The sequence below is a fragment of the Aeromonas bivalvium genome (assembly GCF_046078285.1).
GTDB lineage: Bacteria > Pseudomonadota > Gammaproteobacteria > Enterobacterales > Aeromonadaceae > Aeromonas > Aeromonas bivalvium.
On sequence record NZ_JBGXBV010000001.1, the window covers coordinates 682,819 to 705,982 of the forward strand.

Sequence of the window (23,164 nt, forward strand, 5' to 3'; positions counted from 1 at the left end):
CTTAGCGGTTACACCATTTTGACGGAAATCCCATCCTGTTGCATCCGCTTTTTCATGGTGCGTTTAGTGCGATCGATCACATCTCCGACCAACTGACCGCAAGCGGCATCGATGTCGTCCCCGCGGGTCTTGCGCACTATCACGGTCAGGCCGTATTCCATCAGCACCTTGGAGAAGCGGTCGATGCGACTGTTGCTCGGTTTGCCAAACGGGTTGCCCGGGAAGGGGTTGAAGGGGATCAGGTTGATCTTGCTCGGGGTATCTTTCAGCACCTGAGCCAGCTCGTGGGCATGCTGCATGTCGTCGTTGATATGATCGAGCAGCACATATTCCACCGTGACCCGGCCACCGTTGGCGTTGGACTTGGCCAGATAACGACGCACACCGGCGAGGAAATCCTCGATGTTGTACTTGTCGTTGATGGGCATGATCTCGGAGCGAAGCGCATCGTTGGGCGCATGCAGCGAGATGGCCAGGGCCACGTCTATCTGGTCCCCCAGCATGTCCAGGGCCGGCACCACACCGGAGGTGGAGATAGTCACCCGGCGCTTGGAGATGCCATAGCCGAAATCGTCCATCATCAGCCGCATGGCCGGGATCACGTTGGAGAGGTTGAGCAGGGGTTCGCCCATGCCCATCATCACCACGTTGGTGATGGGGCGCTTGCCACCGACCACCTTGGCGGCGCGCCACACCTGGCCGATGATCTCGGAGACCTTCAGGTTTCTGTTGAAGCCTTGCTGGGCGGTGGAGCAGAAGGTACAGGCCAGGGCGCAGCCGACCTGGGAGGAGACGCACAGGGTGGCGCGGTCCGCTTCCGGGATGTAGACGGTCTCGACTTCCTGATCCCCGACCTGCAGGGCCCACTTGATGGTGCCATCGGAGGAGCGCTGTTCGCGGCTCACTTCCGGGGCGCGGATCTCGGCGACCGCCTTGAGCCGCTCGCGCAGCACCTTGTTGACATTGTTCATCTGATCGAAATCGTCACAACCGAAGTGATAGATCCACTTCATCACCTGATCCGCCCGGAATGGCTTCTCGCCCAGTTCGACGAAGAAGGCACGCATGGCATCCCGATCAAGATCCAGCAGGTTGGTTTTTGTTTCGCTCATCAAAGGCCTCAGTCCACACACTACGAAATGATTGCTGACAGTCGTCAGGGGGCGGCATTGTACAAATAATGTGTCTGCCTTGCTACCCGCAGCATACGGAGTTATCCGGCTTTTCGCCAAATAACGAAAGGGAGCCGAGGCTCCCTTTGCTGGTGTTCACTGCCGGCGTCATCAGGCGCGCGGGCAGATCTCGTCATCGCCGAAGAAGTAGGCGATTTCACGGGCGGCAGAGGCCGGGGCATCGGAGCCGTGTACCGCGTTGCGATCTATGCTGTCGGCGAAGCAGGCGCGCAGGGTACCGGCCAGGGCATCGGCAGGATTGGTGGCGCCCATGATTTCGCGGTTGCGACGGATGGCGTCTTCGCCCTCCAGCACCTGCACCATGACCGGACCCGAGGTCATGAAAGCGACCAGGGCATCATAGAAGGGGCGTCCTTCGTGCTCGGCGTAGAAGCCGGCAGCCTGCTCGCGGCTCATGTGGATCATCTTGGCTGCGACGATGCGCAGGCCCGCGCTCTCAAAGCGGTTGTAGATGGCACCGATCAAGTTCTTGCTGACAGCATCCGGCTTGACGATAGAGAAGGTACGTTCGATAGCCATTAGATCTTCCTTAAACTACTGAGAATTAGGGTAAGAATTCATGTTCGGCGGCGATTATACGTAAACAAAAAGCGAAACAACATACAAAAAGGCAACTTTTTGTTAAACAAAGTCATCGTTAAAACAACATGCCAGCTCACCTTGCCGTAGCCTAACCCAAAAAAACGTGCGCTTGCCCACGTTTTTCTTATCAAATGCATGAAAATCAAGCTCTCCTCCCTCGCTCGAGCGGTTGCCTTGCGGCGGGAGATCGCCCGCCAGTGCGGATCTTGGCCATGAAAAAGGCGCCATCAGGCGCCTTCCTTGTTGCAATGGGATGAGCGCTTATCGCGTCTCGTCCAGCAGGGTGCGGGCCAGGGTACGCATTCCCAGGGTATTGGCCCCAGGAGCCCACAGGCTGTCGCCGTTCTCGCTGAAACAGGAGGCAAGATCCACATGCAACCAGCCCTGCCCTTCGTTGGCGACGAAGCGGGAGAGGAAACCGGCCGCGTTGGAGGCGCCCCCCGGGCCGCCACCCGGCACGGGACGGCTGTTGGCGGTATCGGCATAGTGGGACGGGCACTGGGTACGGTGCCAGGGCTCGAGGGGCAGCGGCCAGGCCGGCTCCTGCTCTGCCTCGGCGTAGGTCATGGCCCGACTCACCAGTCCCTTGTCCAGGCCGAACAGGGCGTTGTAACGTCCCCCCAGTGCCATCACGGCCGCCCCGGTCAGGGTGGCGGCATCCAGGATGAGGGGCGCGCCGCTGGCACAGGCCAGTTGCAGGCCATCGGCCAGTACCAGACGCCCCTCGGCGTCGGTGTTGACTATCTCCACCGTGGTGCCGTTCTTGTACGTGAGGATGTCACCCAGCTTGTAGGCGTGACCCGAGACCAGGTTCTCGGCGCAGCAGAGGATGAGCTTGACCCGCTTGTCCAGGCCCCGCAGCATGGCCAGCGCCAGGGCGCCGGTGACGATGGCGGCGCCCCCCATGTCATGCTTCATGGTCAGCATGCCCTGGGAGGTCTTCATGGAGTAGCCGCCGGAGTCGAAGGTGATGCCCTTGCCCACCAGGGCCGCGGCGACGGGGGCCTTGGGATCCTTGCCCGGATTGAAGTCCAGCTCCAGCATGACCGGCTCGCGATCGCTGCCCCGACCCACCTGATAGAGCCCCACCCAGCCCGCCTGGGCCAGGGCCTCGCCCTTGAGGATGCGGTGGCTCACCTTGTCCGGCGCCAGCTCGGTGATGAAGGCCGCCGCCTCCACCGCCAGATCCAGCGGTCCCAGCTGCTCCGGCGTGGCATTGGTCATCTCGCGCACCCAGCGCCCGCACAGCCAGCGCCCTTCCAGCTCGGCCCTGTCCTCCTCGCTGCAGGTGGCCCATTGCAGCTCCACCTCCACCTTGGGGGTTTGCAGCCCCTGGGCGAAGGCCCACTGCTGCTCCCTGTCCCAGTGACCGGCCAGGCTCACCCTGTGGATCCCCTGGCTGCAGAGGCGACGCGCCGCCTGCTGGATATCCTGCAGTGGACTCGCACTCACCAGATGGATCAGGGCGCCGTCGGCGCGATGGGATAACAGGGCGCCCTCCCCCCACTCAGGGGCGGCAAATTCACGACTCAGCCAGACATTCATACAGACACCTCTTCGAGACAGATCGCAATGGGGCCCCCCACGGCTAACACCAGGTAGCCGTGGTCATGATCCCCCTGTTTCAGGCAGGCGTTCATGCCGTCACCTCCTCGAGCCAGCGCGCGATGGTACGCAGGCCATGGCCCTTGGCCCCGGTGGCCCACAGCTCGTTGCCCGCCTTCTGGTAGGCACCGGCCAAGTCCATGTGCAGCCAGCCCCGCCCCTCGTCACGGACGAAGCGCGACAGGAAGGCGGCGGCCGTGGTGGCGCCGGCCGTGCCTTCGGCCGTGGCCACGTTGCTCATGTCGGCAAACGAGGAACCGAGCTGGCCCTGATGCCAGGTCTCCAGCGGCAGGACCCAGGCCTTCTCGTTTTCCGCCTTGGCGGCGGCCAGGCCACGGGCCTGCTCGGCCTCGTCCAGGGCGAACAGGGCATTGTAGTCACGGCCCAGGGCCATCTTGGCGGCACCGGTCAGGGTGGCGGCATCCAGTATGTAGGGAGCGCCGCTCTCGCTGGCCGTCAGCAGGCCGTCCGCCAGTACCAGGCGTCCCTCGGCGTCCGTGTTCTGGATCTCGACGCTGATGCCATTGCGATAGGTGAGGATGTCGCCGAGCTTGAAGGCATGGCCCGAGACCAGGTTTTCGGCGCAGCAGAGGATGAGCTTGACCCGCTTGTCCAGGCCGCGGGCGATGGCCAGGGCCAGGCCACCGGTCACCATGGCGGCGCCCCCCATGTCGGATTTCATCGGCAACATGCCATCGGACGATTTCATGCTGTAGCCGCCGGAATCGAAGGTGATCCCCTTGCCCACCAGGGCGGCGGCCACAGGGGCATCCGGGTTGCCGCTCGGGTTGTAATCGAGCTCCAGCAGCACGGGCTCGCGCTCGCTGCCACGACCCACCGACCAGATGCCGATGTGGCCCGCTTCCTTCAAGGCTTCGCCACTGGTGATGCGGGCGCTGACCTTGTCACCGGCCAGGCCGCGGATGAGCAGCAGGGCAGACTCCGCCAGGCTCATGGGGTAGATCTCTTCCGGACAGGCGTTGGTCACGTCCCGTACCCAGGCACTGGCCTTGAGCAGACCATCGAGGGCCTTGGCGTCCTGGGGCGACTGCTCGCCAAACGTCAGTGTCCGCTCTCCCTTGGCGGCATAGAAGCCCTGGGCAAAGGCGAAACGACGCTCCAGATCCCAGCCCTCACCGGCCAACCGCACCCGTTTGATGCCGGAGGACTCCAGGCGGCGGGCGGCCCGCTGGATGGCGCGCAGGGGCTCCTGATCAAGATGTACCCGGGCCTCGTCACCGTTGAAACTCAGCAGGGCATTTTCACCCCAGTGGGGGGCGGCGCCCTGGGTGGACAACACTACATTCATCATCTCAGCCATCTCTTCTTGCTTCCTTTTCTTTTTGGCAATGGGTCGGTCGGGGAATGGCGGCCATAAAAAAGGCCGTCTCCCTCTCGGGTCACGGCCTTCACCATATCACTTTTGCATCTGCACTGACTGCATGCTCGTTTGAACCGGCGCGGATCAGTGGCGCTCGGAGGCGAGGTTGAGGGTGTACTTGGGCAGCTCCACCACCAGGTCCTCGTCCGCCAGGCGCGCCTGGCAGCTCAGCCGGGATTCCGGCTCCAGGCCCCAGGCCTTGTCCAGCATGTCGTCTTCCAGCTCGTCGCTCGGCTCGAGGGAATCAAAGCCTTCCCGTACCACGCAGTGGCAGGTGGTGCAGGCGCAGGATTTCTCGCAGGCATGCTCTATCTCGATGCCGTTGCGCAGGGCGATGTCCAGTATGGTCTCACCGCTCGCCCCTTCCAGGGCCGCGCCCTCCGGGCAGAGTTCGGGATGGGGCAAAATGATCAGTTTCGGCATATCACACCTTGTTAACGTCTTGGCCGGTCAGCACCTTGCGGATGGAGGCATCCATGCGACGGGCGGCAAACTCGCCACTGGCAGCATCCGCCGCCTCGATGGCATCTTTGATTTGATTGGTCGAACCGGCCAGGCGCATCTGGGCGAGATGGGCGATGGCGGTATCGAGTTCGGCCCGCTCGGCGGCGCTCAGCAAGGTCTCGCCATCGGCGGCCAGGGCGGCATTGAGGCTCTCGATGACCCGATCCGCCTCCACCTGCTGCTCCGCCAGCATGCGGGCGGCCATGTCCTGCTCCGCATGTTCGATGGAGGAGGTCAGCATGGAGAGGATCTCCTCCTCGGCCAGGCCATAGGAAGGCTTGACCTGGATCTCGGCCTGCACCCCGGAGGACTTCTCCATGGCGCTGACCGAGAGCAGGCCATCGGCATCCACCTGGAAGGTGACCCGGATGTGGGCAGCCCCCGCCGCCATGGGCGGAATGCCGGTCAGGGTGAAGCGGGCCAGGGAGCGGCAATCCGCCACCAGCTCGCGTTCTCCTTGCACCACATGGATTGCCATGGCGGTCTGGCCATCCTTGAAGGTGGTGAACTCCTGGGCACGGGCCACCGGAATGGTGGTGTTGCGCGGGATCACCTTCTCGGCGAGGCCCCCCATGGTCTCAAGACCCAGGGAGAGCGGGATCACGTCCAGCAGCAGCATCTCGGCATCGGGCTTGTTGCCCACCAGGATGTCGGCCTGGATGGCAGCGCCTATGGCCACCACCTTGTCGGGATCTATGCTGGTGAGCGGGGTGCGGCCGAAGAAGTCGCCCACCTGATCCCGCACCAGAGGCACCCGGGTCGAGCCGCCGACCATCACCACCTCCAGCACCTCGTCGGCACCGAGTCCGGCATCTTTCAGGGCGCGGCGGCAGGCCAGCAGGGTGCGTTTGACCAGAGGCAGGATGAGGGCATCAAACCGGGCACGACTCACCTCCCCCTGCCAGCCGGCAAAGGTGCAGGGCACAGTATCGGCCTCGGTCAGGCCATGCTTGACCGCGGCCGCCGTGTCCAGCAACTCCCGTTGCAGGCGGGCATCGAGGGCGCCGGCCAGACCGGCCTGCTCCTTGATCCAGTCCGCCAGCAGATGATCGAAGTCATCGCCGCCCAGGGCCGAGTCGCCGCCGGTAGCCATCACCTCGAACACGCCGCGATGCAGGCGCAGGATGGAGATATCGAAGGTGCCGCCGCCCAGATCGTACACGGCGATCACCCCTTCCTGGCCCGAATCCAGACCGTAGGCGATGGCGGCGGCCGTGGGTTCGTTGAGCAGACGCAGCACGTGCAGACCGGCCAGACGGGCCGCATCCTTGGTGCCCTGGCGCTGGGCGTCGTCAAAATAGGCGGGCACAGTGATGACGACACCATCGAGATCGCCCCCCAGGGTAGCGGCACCGCGCTCGGCCAGGCTCTTGAGGATCTCGGCCGACACCTGCACCGGATTGACCAGCCCCTGACGGGTCAGGATCTGGGGCGAGCCGTTGTCACTGGCCACAAACTCGTAAGGCTGCTGGCGGGTGTCTATGTCCGCCAGGGCCTTGCCCATCATGCGTTTGACCGAAATGATGGTGTTGCGGGGATCGAGGGCGGCCTCGCGCTTGGCGTCAAACCCGACCCGGATGGCGTCGGTCTGGTAGTGCACGGCGGAAGGCAGCAGCACCCGCCCCTGACTGTCGCTGAGGGTATCGGCCTGGCCGCTGCGCACAGCGGCAACCAGCGAATTGGTGGTACCCAGATCGATGCCGACGGCACGTTTATGCTGATGAGGCGCGGCGCTCTGGCCGGGCTCGGCGATTTGCAGTAATGCCATGGGAGTGAAAATTCCAGCGTTAAGGGATCAAGACTCGAACAGCGAGTCTTCGAAACGTTCCAGCTCATCGAGCAGCTTGTCGACAAACTTGAGTTTGCGCACGCAATCGGCGGCCTTGAGATCGTCGCCAGCGGCGAGACTGTCGATCAGCAATTGCATCAGATGGCGGTGATCCTGCCCTATCTCCTGGCGAAAATCCGCGATGGCCGCCTCAGGTTGGGGATCGGACTTGAGATCCGCCAGCCGCTCGCGCCACTCCAGTTGCTGCATCAGGAAGGCGGTGTCTTGCAGGGTCTGCTGTTCGCCGCGGATCTCGGTGCCCCGCAAAGAGAGCAGGTATTCGGCACGGCGCAGGGGCGCCTTGAGGGTGGCGAACGCATCGTTGATGCGGGCCGCCTGCTGCACGGACGCCAGCCGCTCCCGTTCGGGAGCGGTGGCAAAACGGTCTGGATGGAACTGGGTTTGCAGCTGGCGGTAGGTCTCCCCCAGCTGGCGGGTATCGAGCTCGAACCCTGGTACCAGTCCAAACAGCTCGAAATGGTTCATGAGGTCCCCTTACACACTGAAGCTTTCGCCGCAACCACACTCGCCCTTGGCATTCGGGTTGTTGAACTGGAAGCCCTCGTTGAGGCCCTCCTTGACGAAATCCAGCTCGGTGCCATCCAGGTGGGCCAGGCTCTTGGCGTCGACGATGATCTTGACGCCCTGTTGCTCAAAAACCCGATCGCCGTCGCTGAGCTCGTCAACGAACTCCAGCACATAGGCGAGACCCGAGCAGCCGGTGGTCTTGACGCCGAGGCGCAGGCCCAGGCCCTTGCCGCGGTTGCTCAGGAAATTGGATACCCGCTCGGCCGCGGCTGCTGTCATGGTAATGGCCATACTGCTCTCCGAACCTTAAACGAGACCTTTCTTCTGCTTGTAGTCGGCGATGGCTGCCTTGATGGCATCCTCAGCCAGGATGGAGCAGTGGATCTTGACCGGCGGCAGCGCCAGCTCTTCGGCGATATCCGTGTTCTTGATACCGGCCGCTTCGTCCAGGGTCTTGCCCTTGACCCACTCGGTCACCAGGGAGCTGGAGGCAATGGCGGAGCCACAACCATAGGTCTTGAACTTGGCATCTTCGATGATGCCGGCGTCGCTGATCTTCAGCTGCAGCTTCATGACGTCGCCGCAGGCCGGCGCACCGACCATACCGGTGGCGATGCTGGGGTCGTTCTTGTCGAAACCGCCGACGTTACGGGGGTTTTCGTAGTGGTCTATTACTTTTTCGCTGTAAGCCATGATTAACTCCTGCTAATTCCGTTGTCGCCGCTGATCCTCAGTGATCAGTGGTGTGCCCATTCGACCGTGTTCAGATCGACGCCGTCCTTGTACATCTCCCACAGGGGAGACATCTCGCGCAGACGACCGATGGAGTCACGGATAAGCTTGATTGCGTAATCGATCTCTTCTTCCGTGGTGAAGCGACCCATGCTGAAGCGAATGGAGCTGTGTGCCAGCTCGTCGTTCAGGCCGAGGGCGCGCAGCACATAGGAAGGCTCCAGGCTGGCAGAGGTACAGGCCGAACCGGAGGAGACCGCCAGATCCTTGAGCGCCATGATGAGGGATTCCCCTTCCACATAGGCAAAGCTGACGTTGAGGTTGCCCGGCACGCGCTGATCCAGATCCCCGTTGACGTAGACGGCTTCGATGTCTTTCACCCCGTCCCACAGACGCTGGCGCAGGGCCATCATTCGCTGGCTCTCGCTCGCCATCTCTTCCTTGGCGATGCGGAACGCCTCCCCCATGCCGACGATCTGGTGGGTCGGCAGGGTGCCGGATCGCATGCCACGCTCGTGGCCGCCGCCGTGCATCTGGGCTTCCAGACGAACCCGGGGCTTGCGACGCACGTAGAGGGCGCCGATCCCTTTGGGGCCATAGACCTTGTGGGCGGACACGGAGAGCAGGTCCACCTTGAGGGCTTCAACATCCACCGGGATCTTGCCGGCGCTCTGGACCGCATCGACGTGCAGGAAGATTTTGCGCGAACGGCACAGGTTGCCGATGGCGGCGATGTCTTGCACCACACCGATCTCGTTGTTGACGTGCATGATGCTCACCAGCACGGTGTCATCGCGCAGGGCGCCTTCGATCTGCTCCAGGGTGAACAGGCCGTTGGGCATGGGCTCGAGGTAGGTCACCTCATAGCCTTCGCGCTCCAGCTGGCGGCAGGTGTCGAGCACCGCCTTGTGTTCGGTCTTGGAGGTGACGATGTGCTTGCCCTTGCTGGCGTAGAAGTGGGCTATGCCCTTGATGGCCAGGTTGTTGGACTCGGTCGCACCGGAAGTGAACACGATCTCGCGGGGATCGGCACCGATGAGCTCTGCCACTTGATTTCGGGCCAGATCGACCGCCTCTTCGGCCTGCCAGCCGAAACGGTGGGAACGGGAGGCAGGGTTGCCAAACAGACCATCCATGGTGAGGCACTGCATCATCTTCTCCGCGACCCTGGGGTCGACGGGGCAGGTTGCCGAATAATCAAGGTATATAGGCAGTTTCATCTTTTTCTCCGTTACAGACCGACCACACATCGGTTGGCTGTGGAAAGCACGTTTATAGTTGGACTTTCAGGCTCACATCGCCGCGTTCCGCCCGGTCAACCAGGGACAACACGGTTTTCATCTGTTCATCCTGCTTGTCGGCAATCCGGCGGACATCCGCCTGCCCGACCAGCTCGGCCAGGGTGATATCGCCAAGGAAGCTGGAGATACGTTCACTCAGATCGCGCCACAGGGAGTGGGTCAGACACTGGGTGCCGCCATGGCAGCCCCCTTTGCCGAGGCATTTGGTGGCATCGACCGACTCGTCGACGGCCGTGATCACCTGGCCGACCGAGATGGCAGCCGGGTCCAGGCCGAGGCGATAGCCGCCGCCGGGACCGCGCACGCTGCTCACCAGGCCATGCTTGCGCAGGCGGGCAAACAGCTGCTCAAGGTAGGACAGAGAGATGCCCTGGCGTTCGGAAATATCAGCCAGGGGCACGGGCCCTTGCTCGGCATGTAACGCCACGTCGAGCATGGCGGTTACTGCATAACGTCCTTTCGAGGTCAGTCTCATATCCGTTACCGTCTTGCGAACCAATTGGCAATTATGGTCACATACCCGACTAAAACAGTCAAGTTTATGGTTGACTGTTTTAGTCGGGATTAATCCTGGGGTCTCGGCTTCTGTACCGAGGTCAGAATGCCGCGCAAGATGTTGAGTTCCACCGCTTCTGGCCGGGCCCGGTTGAACAGGCGGCGCAGCTTGTTCATCACCTGTCCCGGGTGCTCCTCGCTGATGAAACCTGTCTTGAGCAGGGTCTGCTCCAGGTGCTGATAGAAACCATCGAGCTGAGCGGCGCTCGGGTAGACAGCCTCGTCTGCGGGCTCGGGGGACGGTTCCTGCTGCGCCAGCCAGTGCATGCGCACCTCGTAGCAGAGGGTCTGCACCGCCATGGCGAGATTGAGGGAGCTGTATTCGGGATTGGCCGGGATGGCCACATGAAAATGGCACTTCTGCAGCTCTTCATTGGTCAGGCCGGTACGCTCGCGGCCAAATACCAGGGCGACCGGGTGCCGGGCAGTCTCCTCCACCAGCCTGGCTCCCGCTTCGCGCGAGTCCAGCATCGGCCAGCTCAGGGTGCGTGAGCGGGCACTGGTGCCGATCACCAGACCACAATCGGCGATCGCCTCATCCAGGGTAGAAACGATACGGGCATTGGCCAGGATATCGCTGGCACCGGCGGCCAGGGCGATGGCGTTGCCATCGGGCAGCGCCTGGGGGTCAACCAGTACCATCTGGCTCAGGCCCATGGTTTTCATGGCCCGGGCGGCCGAGCCCATGTTGCCGGTGTGAGAGGTGTTTACCAAGACGATACGAATCTTATCCAACATGCCCGGTCAGTCTTTCGTGAAAAATGGCGCGCAATTGTAACATAGCCAATGCCCCTTTTGGCATCGTAAATGCCGATCCATTTCGAGGAAGCAGGGAACTTATTGGCCCATGCCCCGGGACTAACAAGATAGGTACCCCACACAGGTTGATGGCATGTTGCCACTCTGGTTGTATGAAAGCCTGCCCGCCGCCTCTCTGGGCGGGGGCCTCCTGTTGCTGCACCTTGGTGCTCACCCGCTCCTGCTGATGGGCGGCGCCCTGCTGTTTGGCTGTGGTGCCCTGCTCTGGATGATGCGCTCCAGCTATCGACGCACCGATCTGGTGGTCTATCCCAACCACTGGTGGTTTCGCCCCGAATGGTTCTATGAGGCGCAGCCCTTCCTCTGGCTGGGATTGGCTGCGGCCCTTGGCCGACTCGAGCAGGGCACTTGGCCGGCCCTGCTTGCCAGCGGGTGGGCCCTGCGCTGCCTCTGGGCCAGACACAGGCATCGCCATCATGCCGACGGCCTGGCGTCTCAGTTAAAGCGCAGCACCCTGCGCCGTCGCCACCGGCTGCTCTGATGCCTGTCCCTGCTCGATGAGGTGCGCCAGATCCAGCAACGGATATCTGAGCAGTGCAGGCAGGGCGGCCAGATCCAGGCTGTCTATCAGGTTCTTGAGCGCCAGCCCGAGTTCGGTGTCCCCTTCGATCTTGAGGCGACGCTGAAAGAAGAGGGTGTCGGGATCCTCCTTGCGTGCCGAGATGAGAATGAGATCGCTGCCGCTGCCGCTGAAGCTGACATCGACTCTGGGGGCGGCGTCGCTCACCAGCAGCGCCCCCTCCCGCTGACTGATGAACCAGCACAGTCCCAGATCCGTCACCTCCACCTTCAGCCACTTGTCCGCCAGAAAATCGAGATCCCCGTCCGCGATGGCCTCTCGGAACACCCGGGCCAGCAAGGGCTCCATCAGTCGACGTTGCAGGGCAAAGGGCACCATCCCCAGGGGACGGCGCAGCAGCTGGGGGGCCTGGGCGACCAGACGACGCTGTAGTGGTTGAAACACGGTACTCTCCTCCTCGGGTTTTGCGGCATTCAAGCACAGGCCGGCAAGACGGATCCTGTTGAAAATCAAACTTGTGCGCGGTTAACCCTTGCTGGGTAAAGCCACCGAAAACTGCCTCAGGTCAAAAAGCGCGGCCGCCGCCCTGCATACAATCGGGGCTCTTTTGCGTTATCGGAGCACAACCGATGGAATTACTCTGCCCGGCGGGGAGCCTGCCGGCTCTGAAAAGCGCCGTGGATAACGGCGCCGATGCCGTCTATATCGGCTTCAAGGACGACACCAATGCCCGTCACTTCGCCGGTCTCAACTTCGATGGCGGCAAGCTGGAGAAGGCAGTCGACTATGTGCACCAGCATGGTCGCAAGCTGCACATCGCCATCAACACCTTTGCTCACCCGGGCGGTGATGCCAGGTGGCAGCAAGCGGTGGACAAGGGGGTAGCCCTGGGCGCCGATGCCCTCATCGTCGCCGATCTCGCCGTGCTCGATTACGCCAGTCGCCGCCATCCCGAGATGGAGCTCCATGTGTCGGTGCAGGCCAGTGCCACCAATGCCGCCGCCATCCGCTTCTACCAACAGCACTTCAACGTCGGCCGTGTGGTGCTGCCGCGGGTGCTCTCCATGCATCAGGTCAGACAGCTGGCGCGGGAGACGGACGTCGGCCTCGAAGTGTTCGCCTTTGGCAGCCTCTGCATCATGGCCGAGGGGCGTTGCTACCTCTCCTCCTACCTGACCGGGGAGAGCCCCAACACGGTCGGGGCCTGCTCCCCCGCCAGGTTCGTCCGCTGGGAGGAGACCCAGCACGGGCTCGAATCTCGCCTCAACGAGGTGCTGATCGACCGTTACGGCCCGGGGGAAAACGCCGGCTACCCGACCCTGTGCAAGGGGCGCTTCGAGGTGGATGGCCAGACCTATCACGCCCTCGAGGAGCCCACCAGTCTCAACACGCTCGGCTTGTTGCCCGAGCTGTTTCAAAGCGGGATCCAGTCGGTCAAGATAGAGGGCCGCCAGCGCAGCCCCGCCTATGTGGAGCAGGTGACCCGGGTGTGGCGCGCCGCCATCGACAGCTACCTCGCCTCCCCCGAACGCTATGGCGTCAAACCCGAGTGGGATGCCCAGCTCGCCCGCGTCTCCGAGGGCAGCCAGACCACCCTCGGCGCCTATCACCGCAAGTGGCAATAAAAGGAACACATATGCAATTTTCTCTCGGGCCCCTGCTGTTCTACTGGCCCAAGGCCCAGACCCGTGCCTTCTACGAGGCGGCGGCCCAAAGCGAGGCCGATATCGTCTATCTGGGGGAAACCGTCTGTGCCAAGCGGCGCGAACTCAAGGTCGATGAGTGGATGGATCTCGCCAAGGCGATCGCGGCGAGCGGCAGGCAGGCGGTGCTCTCCACCCTGGCCCTCATCTCGGCGCCGTCGGAGCTCAAAGAGCTCAAGCGCCTCGTCGACAATGGCGAGCTGATGATAGAGGCCAACGATCTGGGGGCGGTCCAGCTCGCCCGGGAGGCGGGGGTGCCCTTCGTCTGCGGCCCCGCCATCAATGCCTACAACGCCGAGGTGCTGCGCCTGCTGCTCAAGCAAGGGATGCAGCGCTGGGTGATGCCGGTGGAGCTGTCGCGCGACTGGCTGGTGCAGCTGGCACAGGATCTGGGCAAGGAGCGTCAGCAGTTCGAGGTGGAAGTCTTCGCCTACGGCTATCTGCCCCTGGCCTACTCGGCGCGCTGCTTCACCGCCCGCTCCCTGGACAAACCCAAGGATGGCTGCGAGCTGGCCTGCATCCACTACCCTACCGGACGTCAGGCCCTGAGCCGGGAAGGGCAGCCCCTGTTCAACCTCAATGGCATCCAGACCCAGTCCGGCTACTGCTATAACCTCGGTAACGAACTGGCGGGAATGCAGGATCTGGTGGATGTGGTGCGCCTCTCCCCCCAGGGGATGGAGACCCTGGAGATGCTGGGCCGATTTCGGGCCAATCAGGAGGGGCTGGCGCCCCTGCCCCTCTCGGCGGAGCGCGAATGCAACGGCTACTGGCGCCAGATCCCGGGCATCCGGCTGGCGCAGTAACGGGCGTCCCCGCCAGAGACAAGAAAGGCCTCGCGATGAGGCCTTTTTCAGGGGAGAAAGGATCCCAGATCAGATGGCGGGCTGCTTGCCGTCCTGCTCGCGCCTGACCTCACCCCCCGGCTGCGCCGCCTTTCTCGCCATCAGCTCCAGCTCCAGCAGGGCGTACCTGTGCTCGATGAAGTCATAGACATTGTTCGCCAGCGCCAGCTTGAAGTAGCTGATCGCCTCCTTGCGGTTGCCCTTGGCCAGCTCGAACTTGCCCAGGTAGAAGTAGGCTTCGCACAGGCGCTCGGCCAGCTCGCGGTTGTCCTTCACCCCGGTCACCACGCTGGCCATCAGCTGGGTCGGCGTGAGGGTGCCGCTGTAAAGACGCACCAGATCCCAGTTCCAGGCGCTGTCACCGTGCTGGCGCAGGTGCTCGCGCAGATGGCTCATGGCACTCGCCTCGTCGAGCTTGCGCTCGGCCAGGTAGAGCCAGAGCACCCGGTAGGGATCTTCGGGCTGGGCATCGTAGAAACGCTTCATGTCCGAGACCGACAGGGAGGCCCGGTTGCCGTAATAGAGGGCGATGCCGCGGTTGAGGTAGGCATAGTCGTAATCCGGGGCCAGCTCCAGCGCCGAGTCGAACGCCTCGTAGGCCTCGTCATAGTTCTGCTGCTGTACCAGATAGACGCCGATGAAGTTGTACGCCTCGGCAAAGTCCGGCTTCTCCCGCAGGGCACGGTTGAAATCGAGCCTGGCGAGGGAGCGCAGCCCGACCCGGTCAAACACCACGGCGCGCTCGTAAAACAGCTCGGCCCGCTGCTCCGGGGTCAACTCCATCTCCCCCAGCATCTGGCCGAGACGGGCCAACGCCAGCTCACTCTGGTAAGAAACCTGCAAGGGGGTCGCCAGCACCAGCGAGGTGGGCTGTGGCACTACTTTAGGGGGCTCTACCTGACTACGACTGCTGCATCCCGACAGGGGCAGCAATACCAGGACACCGAGCAGGTATCCCATCCCTTTACTGACGCTCAATGAACACTCCGACGCAGACCCTTGACTGGCATATGGTAAAGAGGAAGTCCGCCTTTGTCATGTGGCTGACCCCTTTCCCGACAAATAAATCAGGATTCGACAGGGTATCCAGCATCGAGCCAGCCCCTAAAGCCCCCATCGACGCTGATCACATGCCGGTATCCCATCTGGCGCAGGGCATCCGCCGCCAGAATGGAGCGAAAACCGCCGCCACAATAGAGATAGAGCTGGGTATCCAGATCCGGGTAGTTGACCTCTATGTCCCGCTCTATGATCCCCTTGCCGAGGTAGCGAGCCCCCGGCAGGTGGCCACGGGCCCATTCGCTCTCCTCGCGGATGTCGATGAGGTGAAAGTGACGCCCCTCATCCTGCCATCCCTTGATCTGATGAACGTCCGTCTCTTCAACCCGGCCACGGGTTGCCTCGATCAGGGCCAGAAAGCGGGGACTGTGTTGCATGTGATGCTCCTTGTCTTGGGACGAATGGGCGAGGAAATGATTGCTGCGCAGTGACGATACGGGGTCTCGCCCCCTTTGTCACCCTGCCTGACGATGCCTGGCGATGCAAAACAAGAGAGCGCCCACAGGCGCTCTCTTCATTTCAGGATCAGGGGTGCCGATCAGGGCAGTACATCGGGCTGATCCGCCCCTTCCTTCTCGACCTGGGTCGGCATCATGTGCTCGCGCTTGATGCCGATGAACATGGCGAAGGCGCTCGCCACATAGACCGAGGAGTAAGTACCAAAGCCGATGCCGATCAGCAGGGCCGTCGCGAAGCCGTGGATCAGGGTGCCCCCCTTGAGGAACAGGGCCACCACCACCACCAGGGTCGTGCCTGAGGTTATCAGGGTCCGGCTCAGGGTCTCGGTCATGGAGGCATCCAGGATCTCGGCGGTATCGCCACGGCGCAGCTTGCGGAAGTTCTCCCGCACCCGGTCAAACACCACTATGGTGTCGTTCAGGGAGTAGCCCACCACCGTCATCACGGCCGCCAGCACCGTCAGGTCAAACTCCCACTGGAAGAAGGAGAAGAAACCCAGGGTGACGATGACGTCGTGAGCCAGCGCCAGCACGGCACCGGCCGAGAGTCGCCACTCGAAGCGGAAGCTGATGTAGGCGAGGATGCAGAGCAGGGCTACCAGGATGGCAAGCCCCCCCTGCTCGGCCAGCTCCTGACCGACCGCGGGACCGACGAACTCGACCCGCTTGATCTGGGCGCTGCCCAGGGTCTTGACCGCGGTCAGCACCTTGTCGCCCTGCTGCTGGGCCTGCAGCCCCTCTTCCGGTGCCAGGCGGATCAGCACGTCGCGGCTGGAACCGAAGTTCTGCACGGTCGCGCCCTCTATCCCCTGGCTCTCCAGCACCTCGCGAACCTTGGGCAGCTCGACGGTCTGCTCGAAGCCCACTTCGATGATGGTGCCGCCGGTGAAGTCCAGGCCCCAGTTCAGTCCCTTGGTGAACAGGCTGGCAAAGGCCAGGATCACGAACAGGATGGAGAGGGCGGAGGCCGGTTTGGCAAAGCGCATGAAGGGAATGGCTTTGTCGGTTTTCAATAACTCATGCATGGCGCTTCCCTCAGATCGGCAGCTTGTCGAGACGCTTGCCGCCCCAGGCCAGGTTCACGATGGCGCGTGTTCCCGTGATGGCGGTAAACATCGAGGCCAGGATACCGATGGCCAGGGTCAGGGCGAAGCCCTTGATGGCGCCGGTCCCGACCGCGAACAGTATGATACAGGTGATCAGGGTGGTGATGTTGGAGTCGGCAATGGTGCCAAACGCCTTCTCGTAACCCAGGTTGATGGCCTGCTGCACACCGCGTCCCGCCCGCAGCTCCTCACGAATACGCTCGAAGATCAAGACGTTCGCATCCACCGCCATGCCCATGGTCAACACGATGCCGGCGATGCCGGGCAGTGTCATGGTGGCACCCGGGATCATGGACATCAGCCCGATGATCAGCACCACGTTGACCACCAGCGCCAGATTGGCCACCAGGCCGAACTTGCGATAGTAGATGGCCATGAAGATGACGATGGCGAGCATGCCATAGCCCATGGCCTGCATGCCGGAATCTATGTTCTGCTGTCCCAGGCTCGGGCCTATGGTGCGCTCCTCCACGATCTGGATGGGCGCAATCAGGGCACCGGCACGCAGCAAGAGCGCCAGGTTGTGGGCCTCGTTGGCGTTGTCGATCCCCGTGATGCGGAACTGGCTGCCAAGGCGCGACTGTATGGTCGCAACGTTGATCACCTCTTCCTGCTTGCGGAACTTGCGCTTGCCATCGGGGCCGGGTTCACCGACCGGCTTGTACTCGATGAAGACGGTGGCCATGCCCTTGCCGACATTGTCCTTGGTAAAGTTGGCCATCTTGTTGCCACCCTGGCCATCGAGCTTGATGTTGACCTGGGGACGGCTGTACTCATCGAAACCGGACTGGGCACCCACTATGTGGTCACCGGTGAGTATGATGCGCTTTTGCAGCACCACGGGGCGGCCGTTGCGATCGGTATAGACCTTGGAGCTCGGCGGCACCCGCCCATTGGCGGCGGCCTGGAGATCGGCGGTCTCATCGACCATGTGGAACTCCAGGGTCGCGGTGGCCCCCAGGATCTCCTTGGCACGGGCGGTGTCCTGGATGCCGGGCAGCTCGACCACGATGCGCTCGGCACCCTGCTGCTGCACCAGCGGCTCGGCCACACCCAGCTCGTTGACCCGGTTGCGGATGATGGTGATGTTCTGCTCGAGGGCGTACTTCTTCACCTCCTTGACCTTGGCTTCGCTCAGGGAGGCCAGTACCAGGAAGTCATCCCCTTTCTGCTCGCTGTTGAACACCAGATCGGCATTCTGGCGGCGCAGATGGGCAAGCGCCTGCTCCTGATCCGCCTCGTCACGAAACAGGATCTCGACCCGATCGCCACTGCGACGTACGCCGGAGTAACGGATCTTCTGGGTGCGCAGCTCGGTGCGGAAATCCTGCACCATCTGCTCCTGCTGCTTGGTCAGCGCCTCGGCCATGTCCACTTCCATCAGGAAGTGCACACCACCGCGCAGGTCGAGACCCAGCTTGAGGGGATTGGCACCGATGGCCTCGAGCCAGGCCGGGGTGGAGGGGGCCAGGTTCAGCGCGGTGACATAATCGTCACCCAGCTTGGTCGCGACCAGATCGCGGGCCTTGAGCTGATCTTCGGTATTGGTGAAACGCACCAGGATCTGGCCGTGTTCGAAGGCGGCATGTTTGACCGGAATGGCGGCCTCATCCAGGATCGCTTTGACCTGGTCCAGCGTCTTGAGCTGAACCTCGGCACCGCGACTGGCGGAGACTTGCAGAGCCGGATCCTCACCGTACAGGTTGGGGGCTGCATATAGAAAACCGATGGCGATCACCAGGATCACCATCAGGTATTTCCACAGCGGATAGCGGTTTAACACGCTGTGCTCCTTGGGAGATTAAAGGGACTGGATAGAACCCTTGGGCAGAACGGCGGTGACGAAATCACGCTTGATGGTGACCTGGGTCTGCTCGTTCAGGGCCAGCACCAGGTAGTCGTTCTCGGTGGAGACCTTGACTATCTTGCCAACCAGACCGCCGGAGGTGAGCACTTCGTCACCCTTGGCCAATGAGCTCATCAGATTCTTGTGTTCCTTCACGCGCTTGGCTTGCGGACGGTAGATCATGAAGTAGAAGATGAGGCCAAACACGGCCAGCATGATGATCATTTCCATGCCGCCACCCTGGGGGGCCGCTTCACCGGCAGCATACGCTTTAGAGATAATGCTCATTTAACAACCTCTTATTGATGTAGATACAAGACACAACGCGCTGATACGTTGTTGTTATTACACGTTTTCTTCAGCTAATGGAGGCACGGCCTTCCCTTGCCGACGATAAAACTCAGTCACAAAGTCGTCTAATTTACCCTGCTCGATCGCGTCCCGCAAACCCTGCATCACCCGCTGGTAATAACGCAGGTTGTGAATGGTGTTCAAACGGGCACCCAGGATCTCGTTGCACTTGTCCAGATGGTACAGATAGCTGCGGGTGTAATTCTTGCAGGTGTAGCAGTCGCAGTCCGCATCCAGGGTGCTGGTGTCCTCGCGATACTTGGCGTTGCGGATCTTGACCACGCCGTCCGTGGTGAACAGATGGCCGTTGCGGGCGTTGCGGGTCGGCATGACACAGTCGAACATGTCGATGCCACGGCGCACCCCTTCCACCAGATCTTCGGGCTTGCCCACCCCCATCAGGTAGCGGGGCTTGTCGGCCGGGATTTTCGGGCAGACGTGATCCAGGATGCGGTGCATGTCCTCCTTGGGTTCACCCACCGCCAGACCGCCGACCGCATAGCCGTCAAAGCCGATCTCCAGCAGGCCGTCCAGTGACACGTCACGCAGCGGCTCGTAGACCGAGCCCTGAATGATGCCAAACAGGGCATTCTTGTTGCCCAGGGCATCGAACTTGTCGCGGGAACGCTTGGCCCAGCGCAGGGACATCTCCATGGACTTGCGCGCTTCTTCGTAGGTAGCCGGGTACGGAGTGCACTCGTCGAAGATCATTACGATGTCGGAGCCGAGATCGTACTGGATCTCCATGGACTTCTCGGGGTCGAGGAAGATCTTCTCGCCGTTGATGGGATGGCGAAAATGCACCCCCTCCTCGGTAATCTTGCGGATGTGACCCAGGCTGAACACTTGGAAACCGCCGGAGTCGGTCAGGATGGGTCCCTGCCAGTTCATGAAGTCATGGAGATCGCCGTGGGCGCGCATCACTTCCTGGCCCGGGCGCAACCAGAGGTGGAAGGTGTTGCCGAGCAGGATCTGGGCGCCGCTCTCGCGCACCTCTTCCGGGGTCATCCCTTTGACGGTGCCATAGGTGCCGACCGGCATGAAGGCCGGGGTCTGTACCGTGCCGCGCTCGAACACCAGCTGGCCGCGACGGGCGCGCCCATCTGTGGTTTTCAGTTCAAATTTCATTGCTACCTCTAATCAGTCAGAGAAACAGTCTGACAACAAAGGGCCCCACGGGCCCGGTAATGAAGAAGCCGGCCGGCATACTGACAAGCAGACCCTGAACGGCTTCTGAAGGGGCAGGCTCAAGCCTGTGCCCGGCGACGGGTGACGAACATGGCGTCCCCGTAGCTGAAGAAACGGTACTGTTCGGCCACCGCCACCCGGTAGGCCGCCATCACGTGATCGTACCCGGCGAAGGCACTGACCAGCATGATCAGGGTCGATTCGGGCAGGTGGAAGTTGGTGATCATGGCATCGACCAGCTGGAACTCGTAGCCCGGGAAGATGAAGATGTCGGTGTCGCTGAAAAACGGTGCCAGCGGCTTGCCCTGGGCCAGGGTCACCCTGGCGGCGCTCTCGAGGGATCGTACCGAGGTGGTGCCCACGGCAATCACACGACCGCCCCGGGCACGGGTCGCGGCAATGGCGTCAACCACCTCCTGGGGCACCTCGGCGTATTCCGAGTGCATGTGATGATCTTCAATCTTGTCCACCCGCACCGGCTGGAAGGTGCCCGCCCCCACGTGCAGGGTGACAAACGCCAGCTCCACCCCCTTGGCCCGGATCTGCTCGAGCAGGGCTTCATCGAAGTGCAGGCCGGCGGTGGGCGCCGCCACCGCGCCTGGTTTGGCGTTGTAGACGGTCTGGTAACGCTCTTTGTCCGCGTCCTCGTCGGGCCTGTCGATATAGGGGGGCAACGGCATGTGGCCGATGGCCTCCAGGATCTCCAGCACCGGGCGGGGGTCTTGGAAGTGGATCTCGAACAGGGCATCGTGGCGGGCGCGCATCTCGGCTTCCACCTTCTCCCCGTCGGGGCCGCCCTCCAGGATGAGGCGGGTACCTGGCTTGGGGGACTTGGAGGAGCGCACGTGGGCCAGCACGCTGTGCTCGTCCAGGATGCGCTCCACCAGCACCTCCAGCTTGCCGCCGCTGGCCTTCTGGCCAAACATGCGAGCCGGAATGACCCGGGTGTTGTTGAACACCAGCAGATCCCCTGGGTGGAGTCTATCCAGGAGGTCGACAAATTGGCCGTGGCGCAGGGCGCCGCTGTCGCCATCGAGTTGCAGCAGACGGCTGGCACTGCGCTCGCTCATGGGATAGCGGGCGATCAGGGCGTCAGGCAGCTCAAAGGAAAAATCGGATACTTGCATCGTGACTACTTGGCTTGGCAATAGGATCGGCGGCTAGTCTAGTTATCCCCCACAGGCATGGCAACCGAAAAGGCCAAAAACACAAGGGATACAAGGGGTAGAGGCCTGCCTGGCGCGGCGGTCCCCCTCAGCCGGCTATCCCCTTTCCCCTTGACCCCGATCATGTTGCAACCCGGGCCCCTGGGCTAGGGTGAACTCAGGCACATGACATCAGCCATTGGAGGCGCCCATGATGACCCTGAGCGAGATAATGACAGAGCAGCCCTTCACCCTGGGGCCGGACAACAGCGTCAAGCAGGCGATGGATCTGATGCAGCAGGAGCGGATCCGCCACATCCCCATCGTCGATGAACAGCAACAGCTGCTGGGGTTGGTGACCCTCACCGATATCCTGGCGACCCGGGAGTCCAAGTTGCTGCTGATAGACCCGGAGCGGGAGGCCGAGTTCACCGACAGCGTCCGCCTCGAGGAGATCATGACCCGCAAGGTGGCCAGCGTCAGCCCCCATGCCGGCATCAAGGAGGCGGCCCTCTATCTGCAACGCCACAAATACGGCTGCCTGCCGGTACAGGACAAGGGGGTGCTGATAGGCATAGTGACAGAGTCGGATCTCATCGCCGTGGCCATCAATTTGCTGGAACTGATGGAAGAGCGCGAGCCACCGACCTCGGACAGCCTGGATGAGGGCGAGTGGAACCGGACCTGAACAAAGTAATAAAATTACAGAAATAACCATAAAAAGGTCACTTAATCACCACCCCCCCCTGTTTATCGGCCTGTTATGGTAACAAAACAACAAAACAGGGTTGCAATGTGACCTTCGTCACACTATCATCCCCCCTGCAAAATTGCCGAGGGGATGCTGTGGTGTGTGCAGCCAATCAGCCTCCTCTCATCATCCGCACGTTTGCACACCCCAAGTCTTTATTTTTATTGCCATTCCTTGTTTTGATAGCCCGGCCCCTGCGCCGGGATTTTTTTATCTGCCACCCCCTCACCCCCTGCCCCCCTGATACGCTTCCCCCTTGCAACCGACCCCTAGCCACGAGCAGTATGTCTCTGGTTCCTCACCCGTCCCAGGCGAGCAAGGGTCTTCCTGCTTGCGGGGGAAAAGAGGGATGCAATATCTAGCTTATCTTTGTAAAACATATGTTTATTCATAATTGATCGGTATATTCATCCTGGGTACAGGCAGGATGGTTAATCTAAAAAACAGATTTGTCCGATTCATAATTGCCGCTTTAATCGATTGGGACATGCCCCTATCATGGCCCAAGTCAACTAACCCGGGGTCGCAAATCGTTGCACCAGGGATTCACAGGAGCAAATAGATGTCTACCTATATCAATACCGAGATCAAGCCGTTCACCGCTACCGCCTACCACAATGGCAAATTCGTTGAGGTTTCCGAACGTGACCTGAAAGACAAGTGGTCCGTGGTCTTCTTCTACCCGGCTGACTTCACCTTCGTTTGCCCGACCGAACTGGGTGACCTGGCCGACAACTACGCCGAATTCCAGAAGCTGGGCGTCGAGATCTACGCCGTATCCACCGACACCCACTTCACTCACAAGGCGTGGCACGATACCTCCGACACCATCAACAAGATCCAGTACCCGATGATCGGCGACCCGACCGGTGCCATCACCCGCAACTTCGGCGTCATGATCGAAGAAGCTGGCCTGGCTGACCGCGGCACCTTCGTCATCGACCCGAAAGGCGTCATCCAGATCGTCGAGATCAACGCTGGCGGCATCGGCCGTGACGCCCTGGAGCTGCTGCGCAAAGTCAAGGCTGCCCAGTACGTTGCCTCCCACCCGGGTGAAGTGTGCCCGGCCAAGTGGAAAGAAGGCGACGCCACCCTGGCCCCGTCCCTGGATCTGGTAGGCAAAATCTAAGCCTCCCGCTCCCAAGACCGGCCCGTTCAAGGGCC

The 23,164-nt window shown here is 62.0% G+C and carries 25 protein-coding genes; 5 read left to right on the top strand and 20 right to left on the bottom strand.

The features are described from left to right. Nucleotides 1-8 precede the first annotated feature (8 nt). The 12 genes from ACEUCR_RS03085 to trmJ all read right to left on the bottom strand — a co-directional run bounded on the left by ACEUCR_RS03085 (nt 9) and on the right by trmJ (nt 10,947). On the bottom strand, nt 9-1,112 hold the full coding sequence (locus ACEUCR_RS03085; RefSeq protein WP_041994420.1) for a bifunctional tRNA (adenosine(37)-C2)-methyltransferase TrmG/ribosomal RNA large subunit methyltransferase RlmN: 1,104 nt from the start codon (nt 1,110-1,112) through the stop codon (nt 9-11). Between the two features lie 171 nt (nt 1,113-1,283). Beyond that, the gene (ndk, locus tag ACEUCR_RS03090) at nt 1,284-1,712 is read right to left on the bottom strand and encodes a nucleoside-diphosphate kinase (protein WP_041994423.1); all 429 of its coding nucleotides are present in this window, start codon (nt 1,710-1,712) and stop codon (nt 1,284-1,286) included. Between the two features lie 324 nt (nt 1,713-2,036). Continuing rightward, nucleotides 2,037-3,320 carry an aminopeptidase PepB gene (gene pepB / locus ACEUCR_RS03095; protein ID WP_041994426.1) on the bottom strand — a complete coding sequence of 428 codons (1,284 nt, stop codon included), beginning with the start codon at nt 3,318-3,320 and terminating at the stop codon, nt 2,037-2,039. A gap of 91 nt (nt 3,321-3,411) precedes the next feature. Beyond that, entirely contained in the window at nt 3,412-4,701 is a 1,290-nt protein-coding gene (gene pepB / locus ACEUCR_RS03100) for an aminopeptidase PepB (protein WP_111874545.1), read from the bottom strand. Nucleotides 4,702-4,845: 144 nt separating this feature from the next. Continuing rightward, the gene (fdx, locus tag ACEUCR_RS03105) at nt 4,846-5,184 is read right to left on the bottom strand and encodes an ISC system 2Fe-2S type ferredoxin (RefSeq protein WP_005907038.1); all 339 of its coding nucleotides are present in this window, start codon (nt 5,182-5,184) and stop codon (nt 4,846-4,848) included. 1 nt (nt 5,185) lies between these two features. Next, on the bottom strand, nt 5,186-7,033 hold the full coding sequence (gene hscA, locus ACEUCR_RS03110; protein ID WP_408787978.1) for a Fe-S protein assembly chaperone HscA: 1,848 nt from the start codon (nt 7,031-7,033) through the stop codon (nt 5,186-5,188). 27 nt (nt 7,034-7,060) lie between these two features. Next, a complete protein-coding gene (gene hscB / locus ACEUCR_RS03115; protein WP_041994440.1) occupies nt 7,061-7,579 on the bottom strand; it encodes a co-chaperone HscB in 519 nt (172 codons plus the stop codon). A gap of 9 nt (nt 7,580-7,588) precedes the next feature. Continuing rightward, the gene (gene iscA, locus ACEUCR_RS03120; RefSeq protein ID WP_041994443.1) at nt 7,589-7,912 is read right to left on the bottom strand and encodes an iron-sulfur cluster assembly protein IscA; all 324 of its coding nucleotides are present in this window, start codon (nt 7,910-7,912) and stop codon (nt 7,589-7,591) included. A gap of 15 nt (nt 7,913-7,927) precedes the next feature. Next, nucleotides 7,928-8,314 (bottom strand): Fe-S cluster assembly scaffold IscU, encoded by a 387-nt coding sequence (gene iscU, locus ACEUCR_RS03125; protein WP_005907033.1) that lies wholly within the window; start codon nt 8,312-8,314, stop codon nt 7,928-7,930. A gap of 44 nt (nt 8,315-8,358) precedes the next feature. After that, the gene (locus ACEUCR_RS03130; RefSeq protein ID WP_041994450.1) at nt 8,359-9,573 is read right to left on the bottom strand and encodes an IscS subfamily cysteine desulfurase; all 1,215 of its coding nucleotides are present in this window, start codon (nt 9,571-9,573) and stop codon (nt 8,359-8,361) included. A gap of 52 nt (nt 9,574-9,625) precedes the next feature. Further along, nucleotides 9,626-10,129 carry a Fe-S cluster assembly transcriptional regulator IscR gene (gene iscR, locus ACEUCR_RS03135; RefSeq protein WP_041994452.1) on the bottom strand — a complete coding sequence of 168 codons (504 nt, stop codon included), beginning with the start codon at nt 10,127-10,129 and terminating at the stop codon, nt 9,626-9,628. An 89-nt stretch (nt 10,130-10,218) separates the two neighbouring features. Continuing rightward, entirely contained in the window at nt 10,219-10,947 is a 729-nt protein-coding gene (gene trmJ / locus ACEUCR_RS03140; RefSeq protein ID WP_392442476.1) for a tRNA (cytosine(32)/uridine(32)-2'-O)-methyltransferase TrmJ, read from the bottom strand. A gap of 154 nt (nt 10,948-11,101) precedes the next feature. On the opposite strand from trmJ, the gene ACEUCR_RS03145 reads away from it, so the two are divergent. Continuing rightward, entirely contained in the window at nt 11,102-11,509 is a 408-nt protein-coding gene (locus ACEUCR_RS03145; protein WP_408746202.1) for a hypothetical protein, read from the top strand. Here ACEUCR_RS03145 and ubiT read toward each other — a convergent pair. Next, the gene (ubiT, locus tag ACEUCR_RS03150) at nt 11,468-11,992 is read right to left on the bottom strand and encodes a ubiquinone anaerobic biosynthesis accessory factor UbiT (RefSeq protein WP_408787980.1); all 525 of its coding nucleotides are present in this window, start codon (nt 11,990-11,992) and stop codon (nt 11,468-11,470) included. The genes ACEUCR_RS03145 and ubiT overlap by 42 nt on opposite strands. A gap of 185 nt (nt 11,993-12,177) precedes the next feature. Here ubiT and ubiU point away from each other — a divergent pair, with 185 nt between their 5' ends. Then, complete coding sequence (gene ubiU, locus ACEUCR_RS03155; protein WP_111874541.1) at nt 12,178-13,173, top strand: ubiquinone anaerobic biosynthesis protein UbiU; 996 nt, start codon at nt 12,178-12,180, stop codon at nt 13,171-13,173. An 11-nt stretch (nt 13,174-13,184) separates the two neighbouring features. Further along, nucleotides 13,185-14,057: a U32 family peptidase gene (locus ACEUCR_RS03160; protein ID WP_392442466.1), complete on the top strand. Its 873-nt coding sequence runs from the start codon at nt 13,185-13,187 to the stop codon at nt 14,055-14,057. 69 nt (nt 14,058-14,126) lie between these two features. Here ACEUCR_RS03160 and nlpI read toward each other — a convergent pair whose 3' ends face one another. From nlpI to queA, 7 genes are all read right to left on the bottom strand, one after another. Further along, nucleotides 14,127-15,074 carry a lipoprotein NlpI gene (nlpI, locus tag ACEUCR_RS03165; RefSeq protein WP_280136465.1) on the bottom strand — a complete coding sequence of 316 codons (948 nt, stop codon included), beginning with the start codon at nt 15,072-15,074 and terminating at the stop codon, nt 14,127-14,129. 89 nt (nt 15,075-15,163) lie between these two features. Then, complete coding sequence (locus ACEUCR_RS03170; RefSeq protein WP_408787984.1) at nt 15,164-15,532, bottom strand: rhodanese-like domain-containing protein; 369 nt, start codon at nt 15,530-15,532, stop codon at nt 15,164-15,166. A 161-nt stretch (nt 15,533-15,693) separates the two neighbouring features. Continuing rightward, the gene (gene secF, locus ACEUCR_RS03175; RefSeq protein WP_111874538.1) at nt 15,694-16,638 is read right to left on the bottom strand and encodes a protein translocase subunit SecF; all 945 of its coding nucleotides are present in this window, start codon (nt 16,636-16,638) and stop codon (nt 15,694-15,696) included. A gap of 10 nt (nt 16,639-16,648) precedes the next feature. Next, nucleotides 16,649-18,502, bottom strand: coding sequence for a protein translocase subunit SecD (secD, locus tag ACEUCR_RS03180; RefSeq protein WP_041994476.1), 1,854 nt, complete (start codon nt 18,500-18,502; stop codon nt 16,649-16,651). A gap of 18 nt (nt 18,503-18,520) precedes the next feature. Then, nucleotides 18,521-18,853, bottom strand: coding sequence for a preprotein translocase subunit YajC (yajC, locus tag ACEUCR_RS03185; RefSeq protein WP_041994478.1), 333 nt, complete (start codon nt 18,851-18,853; stop codon nt 18,521-18,523). A gap of 57 nt (nt 18,854-18,910) precedes the next feature. Next, nucleotides 18,911-20,044, bottom strand: a complete 1,134-nt coding sequence (tgt, locus tag ACEUCR_RS03190; RefSeq protein WP_408787987.1) for a tRNA guanosine(34) transglycosylase Tgt — start codon at nt 20,042-20,044, stop codon at nt 18,911-18,913. Nucleotides 20,045-20,163: 119 nt separating this feature from the next. After that, on the bottom strand, nt 20,164-21,231 hold the full coding sequence (gene queA / locus ACEUCR_RS03195) for a tRNA preQ1(34) S-adenosylmethionine ribosyltransferase-isomerase QueA (RefSeq protein ID WP_041994481.1): 1,068 nt from the start codon (nt 21,229-21,231) through the stop codon (nt 20,164-20,166). 229 nt (nt 21,232-21,460) lie between these two features. On the opposite strand from queA, the gene ACEUCR_RS03200 reads away from it, so the two are divergent. Together ACEUCR_RS03200 and ahpC are read left to right on the top strand one after the other, a co-directional pair. Next, the gene (locus ACEUCR_RS03200) at nt 21,461-21,937 is read left to right on the top strand and encodes a CBS domain-containing protein (RefSeq protein WP_041994483.1); all 477 of its coding nucleotides are present in this window, start codon (nt 21,461-21,463) and stop codon (nt 21,935-21,937) included. Nucleotides 21,938-22,562: 625 nt separating this feature from the next. Then, on the top strand, nt 22,563-23,129 hold the full coding sequence (gene ahpC, locus ACEUCR_RS03205; protein WP_041994485.1) for an alkyl hydroperoxide reductase subunit C: 567 nt from the start codon (nt 22,563-22,565) through the stop codon (nt 23,127-23,129). The last annotated feature ends 35 nt before the right edge of the window (nt 23,130-23,164 follow it).

Excerpts from the sequence above, each read along its gene's own strand:
- iscU (WP_005907033.1), bottom strand. The coding sequence starts at position 8,314 with ATGGCTTACAGCGAAAAAGTAATAGACCACTACGAAAACCCCCGTAAC.
- ubiU (WP_111874541.1), top strand. The coding sequence starts at position 12,178 with ATGGAATTACTCTGCCCGGCGGGGAGCCTGCCGGCTCTGAAAAGCGCC.
- queA (WP_041994481.1), bottom strand. The coding sequence starts at position 21,231 with ATGCAAGTATCCGATTTTTCCTTTGAGCTGCCTGACGCCCTGATCGCC.
- ahpC (WP_041994485.1), top strand. The coding sequence starts at position 22,563 with ATGTCTACCTATATCAATACCGAGATCAAGCCGTTCACCGCTACCGCC.
- ACEUCR_RS03145 (WP_408746202.1), top strand. The coding sequence starts at position 11,102 with ATGTTGCCACTCTGGTTGTATGAAAGCCTGCCCGCCGCCTCTCTGGGC.
- iscA (WP_041994443.1), bottom strand. The coding sequence starts at position 7,912 with ATGGCCATTACCATGACAGCAGCCGCGGCCGAGCGGGTATCCAATTTC.
- tgt (WP_408787987.1), bottom strand. The coding sequence starts at position 20,044 with ATGAAATTTGAACTGAAAACCACAGATGGGCGCGCCCGTCGCGGCCAG.
- ACEUCR_RS03160 (WP_392442466.1), top strand. The coding sequence starts at position 13,185 with ATGCAATTTTCTCTCGGGCCCCTGCTGTTCTACTGGCCCAAGGCCCAG.
- yajC (WP_041994478.1), bottom strand. The coding sequence starts at position 18,853 with ATGAGCATTATCTCTAAAGCGTATGCTGCCGGTGAAGCGGCCCCCCAG.
- secF (WP_111874538.1), bottom strand. The coding sequence starts at position 16,638 with ATGCATGAGTTATTGAAAACCGACAAAGCCATTCCCTTCATGCGCTTT.
- ndk (WP_041994423.1), bottom strand. The coding sequence starts at position 1,712 with ATGGCTATCGAACGTACCTTCTCTATCGTCAAGCCGGATGCTGTCAGC.
- ACEUCR_RS03085 (WP_041994420.1), bottom strand. The coding sequence starts at position 1,112 with ATGAGCGAAACAAAAACCAACCTGCTGGATCTTGATCGGGATGCCATG.
- hscA (WP_408787978.1), bottom strand. The coding sequence starts at position 7,033 with ATGGCATTACTGCAAATCGCCGAGCCCGGCCAGAGCGCCGCGCCTCAT.
- ACEUCR_RS03130 (WP_041994450.1), bottom strand. The coding sequence starts at position 9,573 with ATGAAACTGCCTATATACCTTGATTATTCGGCAACCTGCCCCGTCGAC.
- fdx (WP_005907038.1), bottom strand. The coding sequence starts at position 5,184 with ATGCCGAAACTGATCATTTTGCCCCATCCCGAACTCTGCCCGGAGGGC.
- iscR (WP_041994452.1), bottom strand. The coding sequence starts at position 10,129 with ATGAGACTGACCTCGAAAGGACGTTATGCAGTAACCGCCATGCTCGAC.
- pepB (WP_041994426.1), bottom strand. The coding sequence starts at position 3,320 with ATGAATGTCTGGCTGAGTCGTGAATTTGCCGCCCCTGAGTGGGGGGAG.
- hscB (WP_041994440.1), bottom strand. The coding sequence starts at position 7,579 with ATGAACCATTTCGAGCTGTTTGGACTGGTACCAGGGTTCGAGCTCGAT.
- ACEUCR_RS03170 (WP_408787984.1), bottom strand. The coding sequence starts at position 15,532 with ATGCAACACAGTCCCCGCTTTCTGGCCCTGATCGAGGCAACCCGTGGC.
- ACEUCR_RS03200 (WP_041994483.1), top strand. The coding sequence starts at position 21,461 with ATGATGACCCTGAGCGAGATAATGACAGAGCAGCCCTTCACCCTGGGG.
- trmJ (WP_392442476.1), bottom strand. The coding sequence starts at position 10,947 with ATGTTGGATAAGATTCGTATCGTCTTGGTAAACACCTCTCACACCGGC.
- pepB (WP_111874545.1), bottom strand. The coding sequence starts at position 4,701 with ATGGCTGAGATGATGAATGTAGTGTTGTCCACCCAGGGCGCCGCCCCC.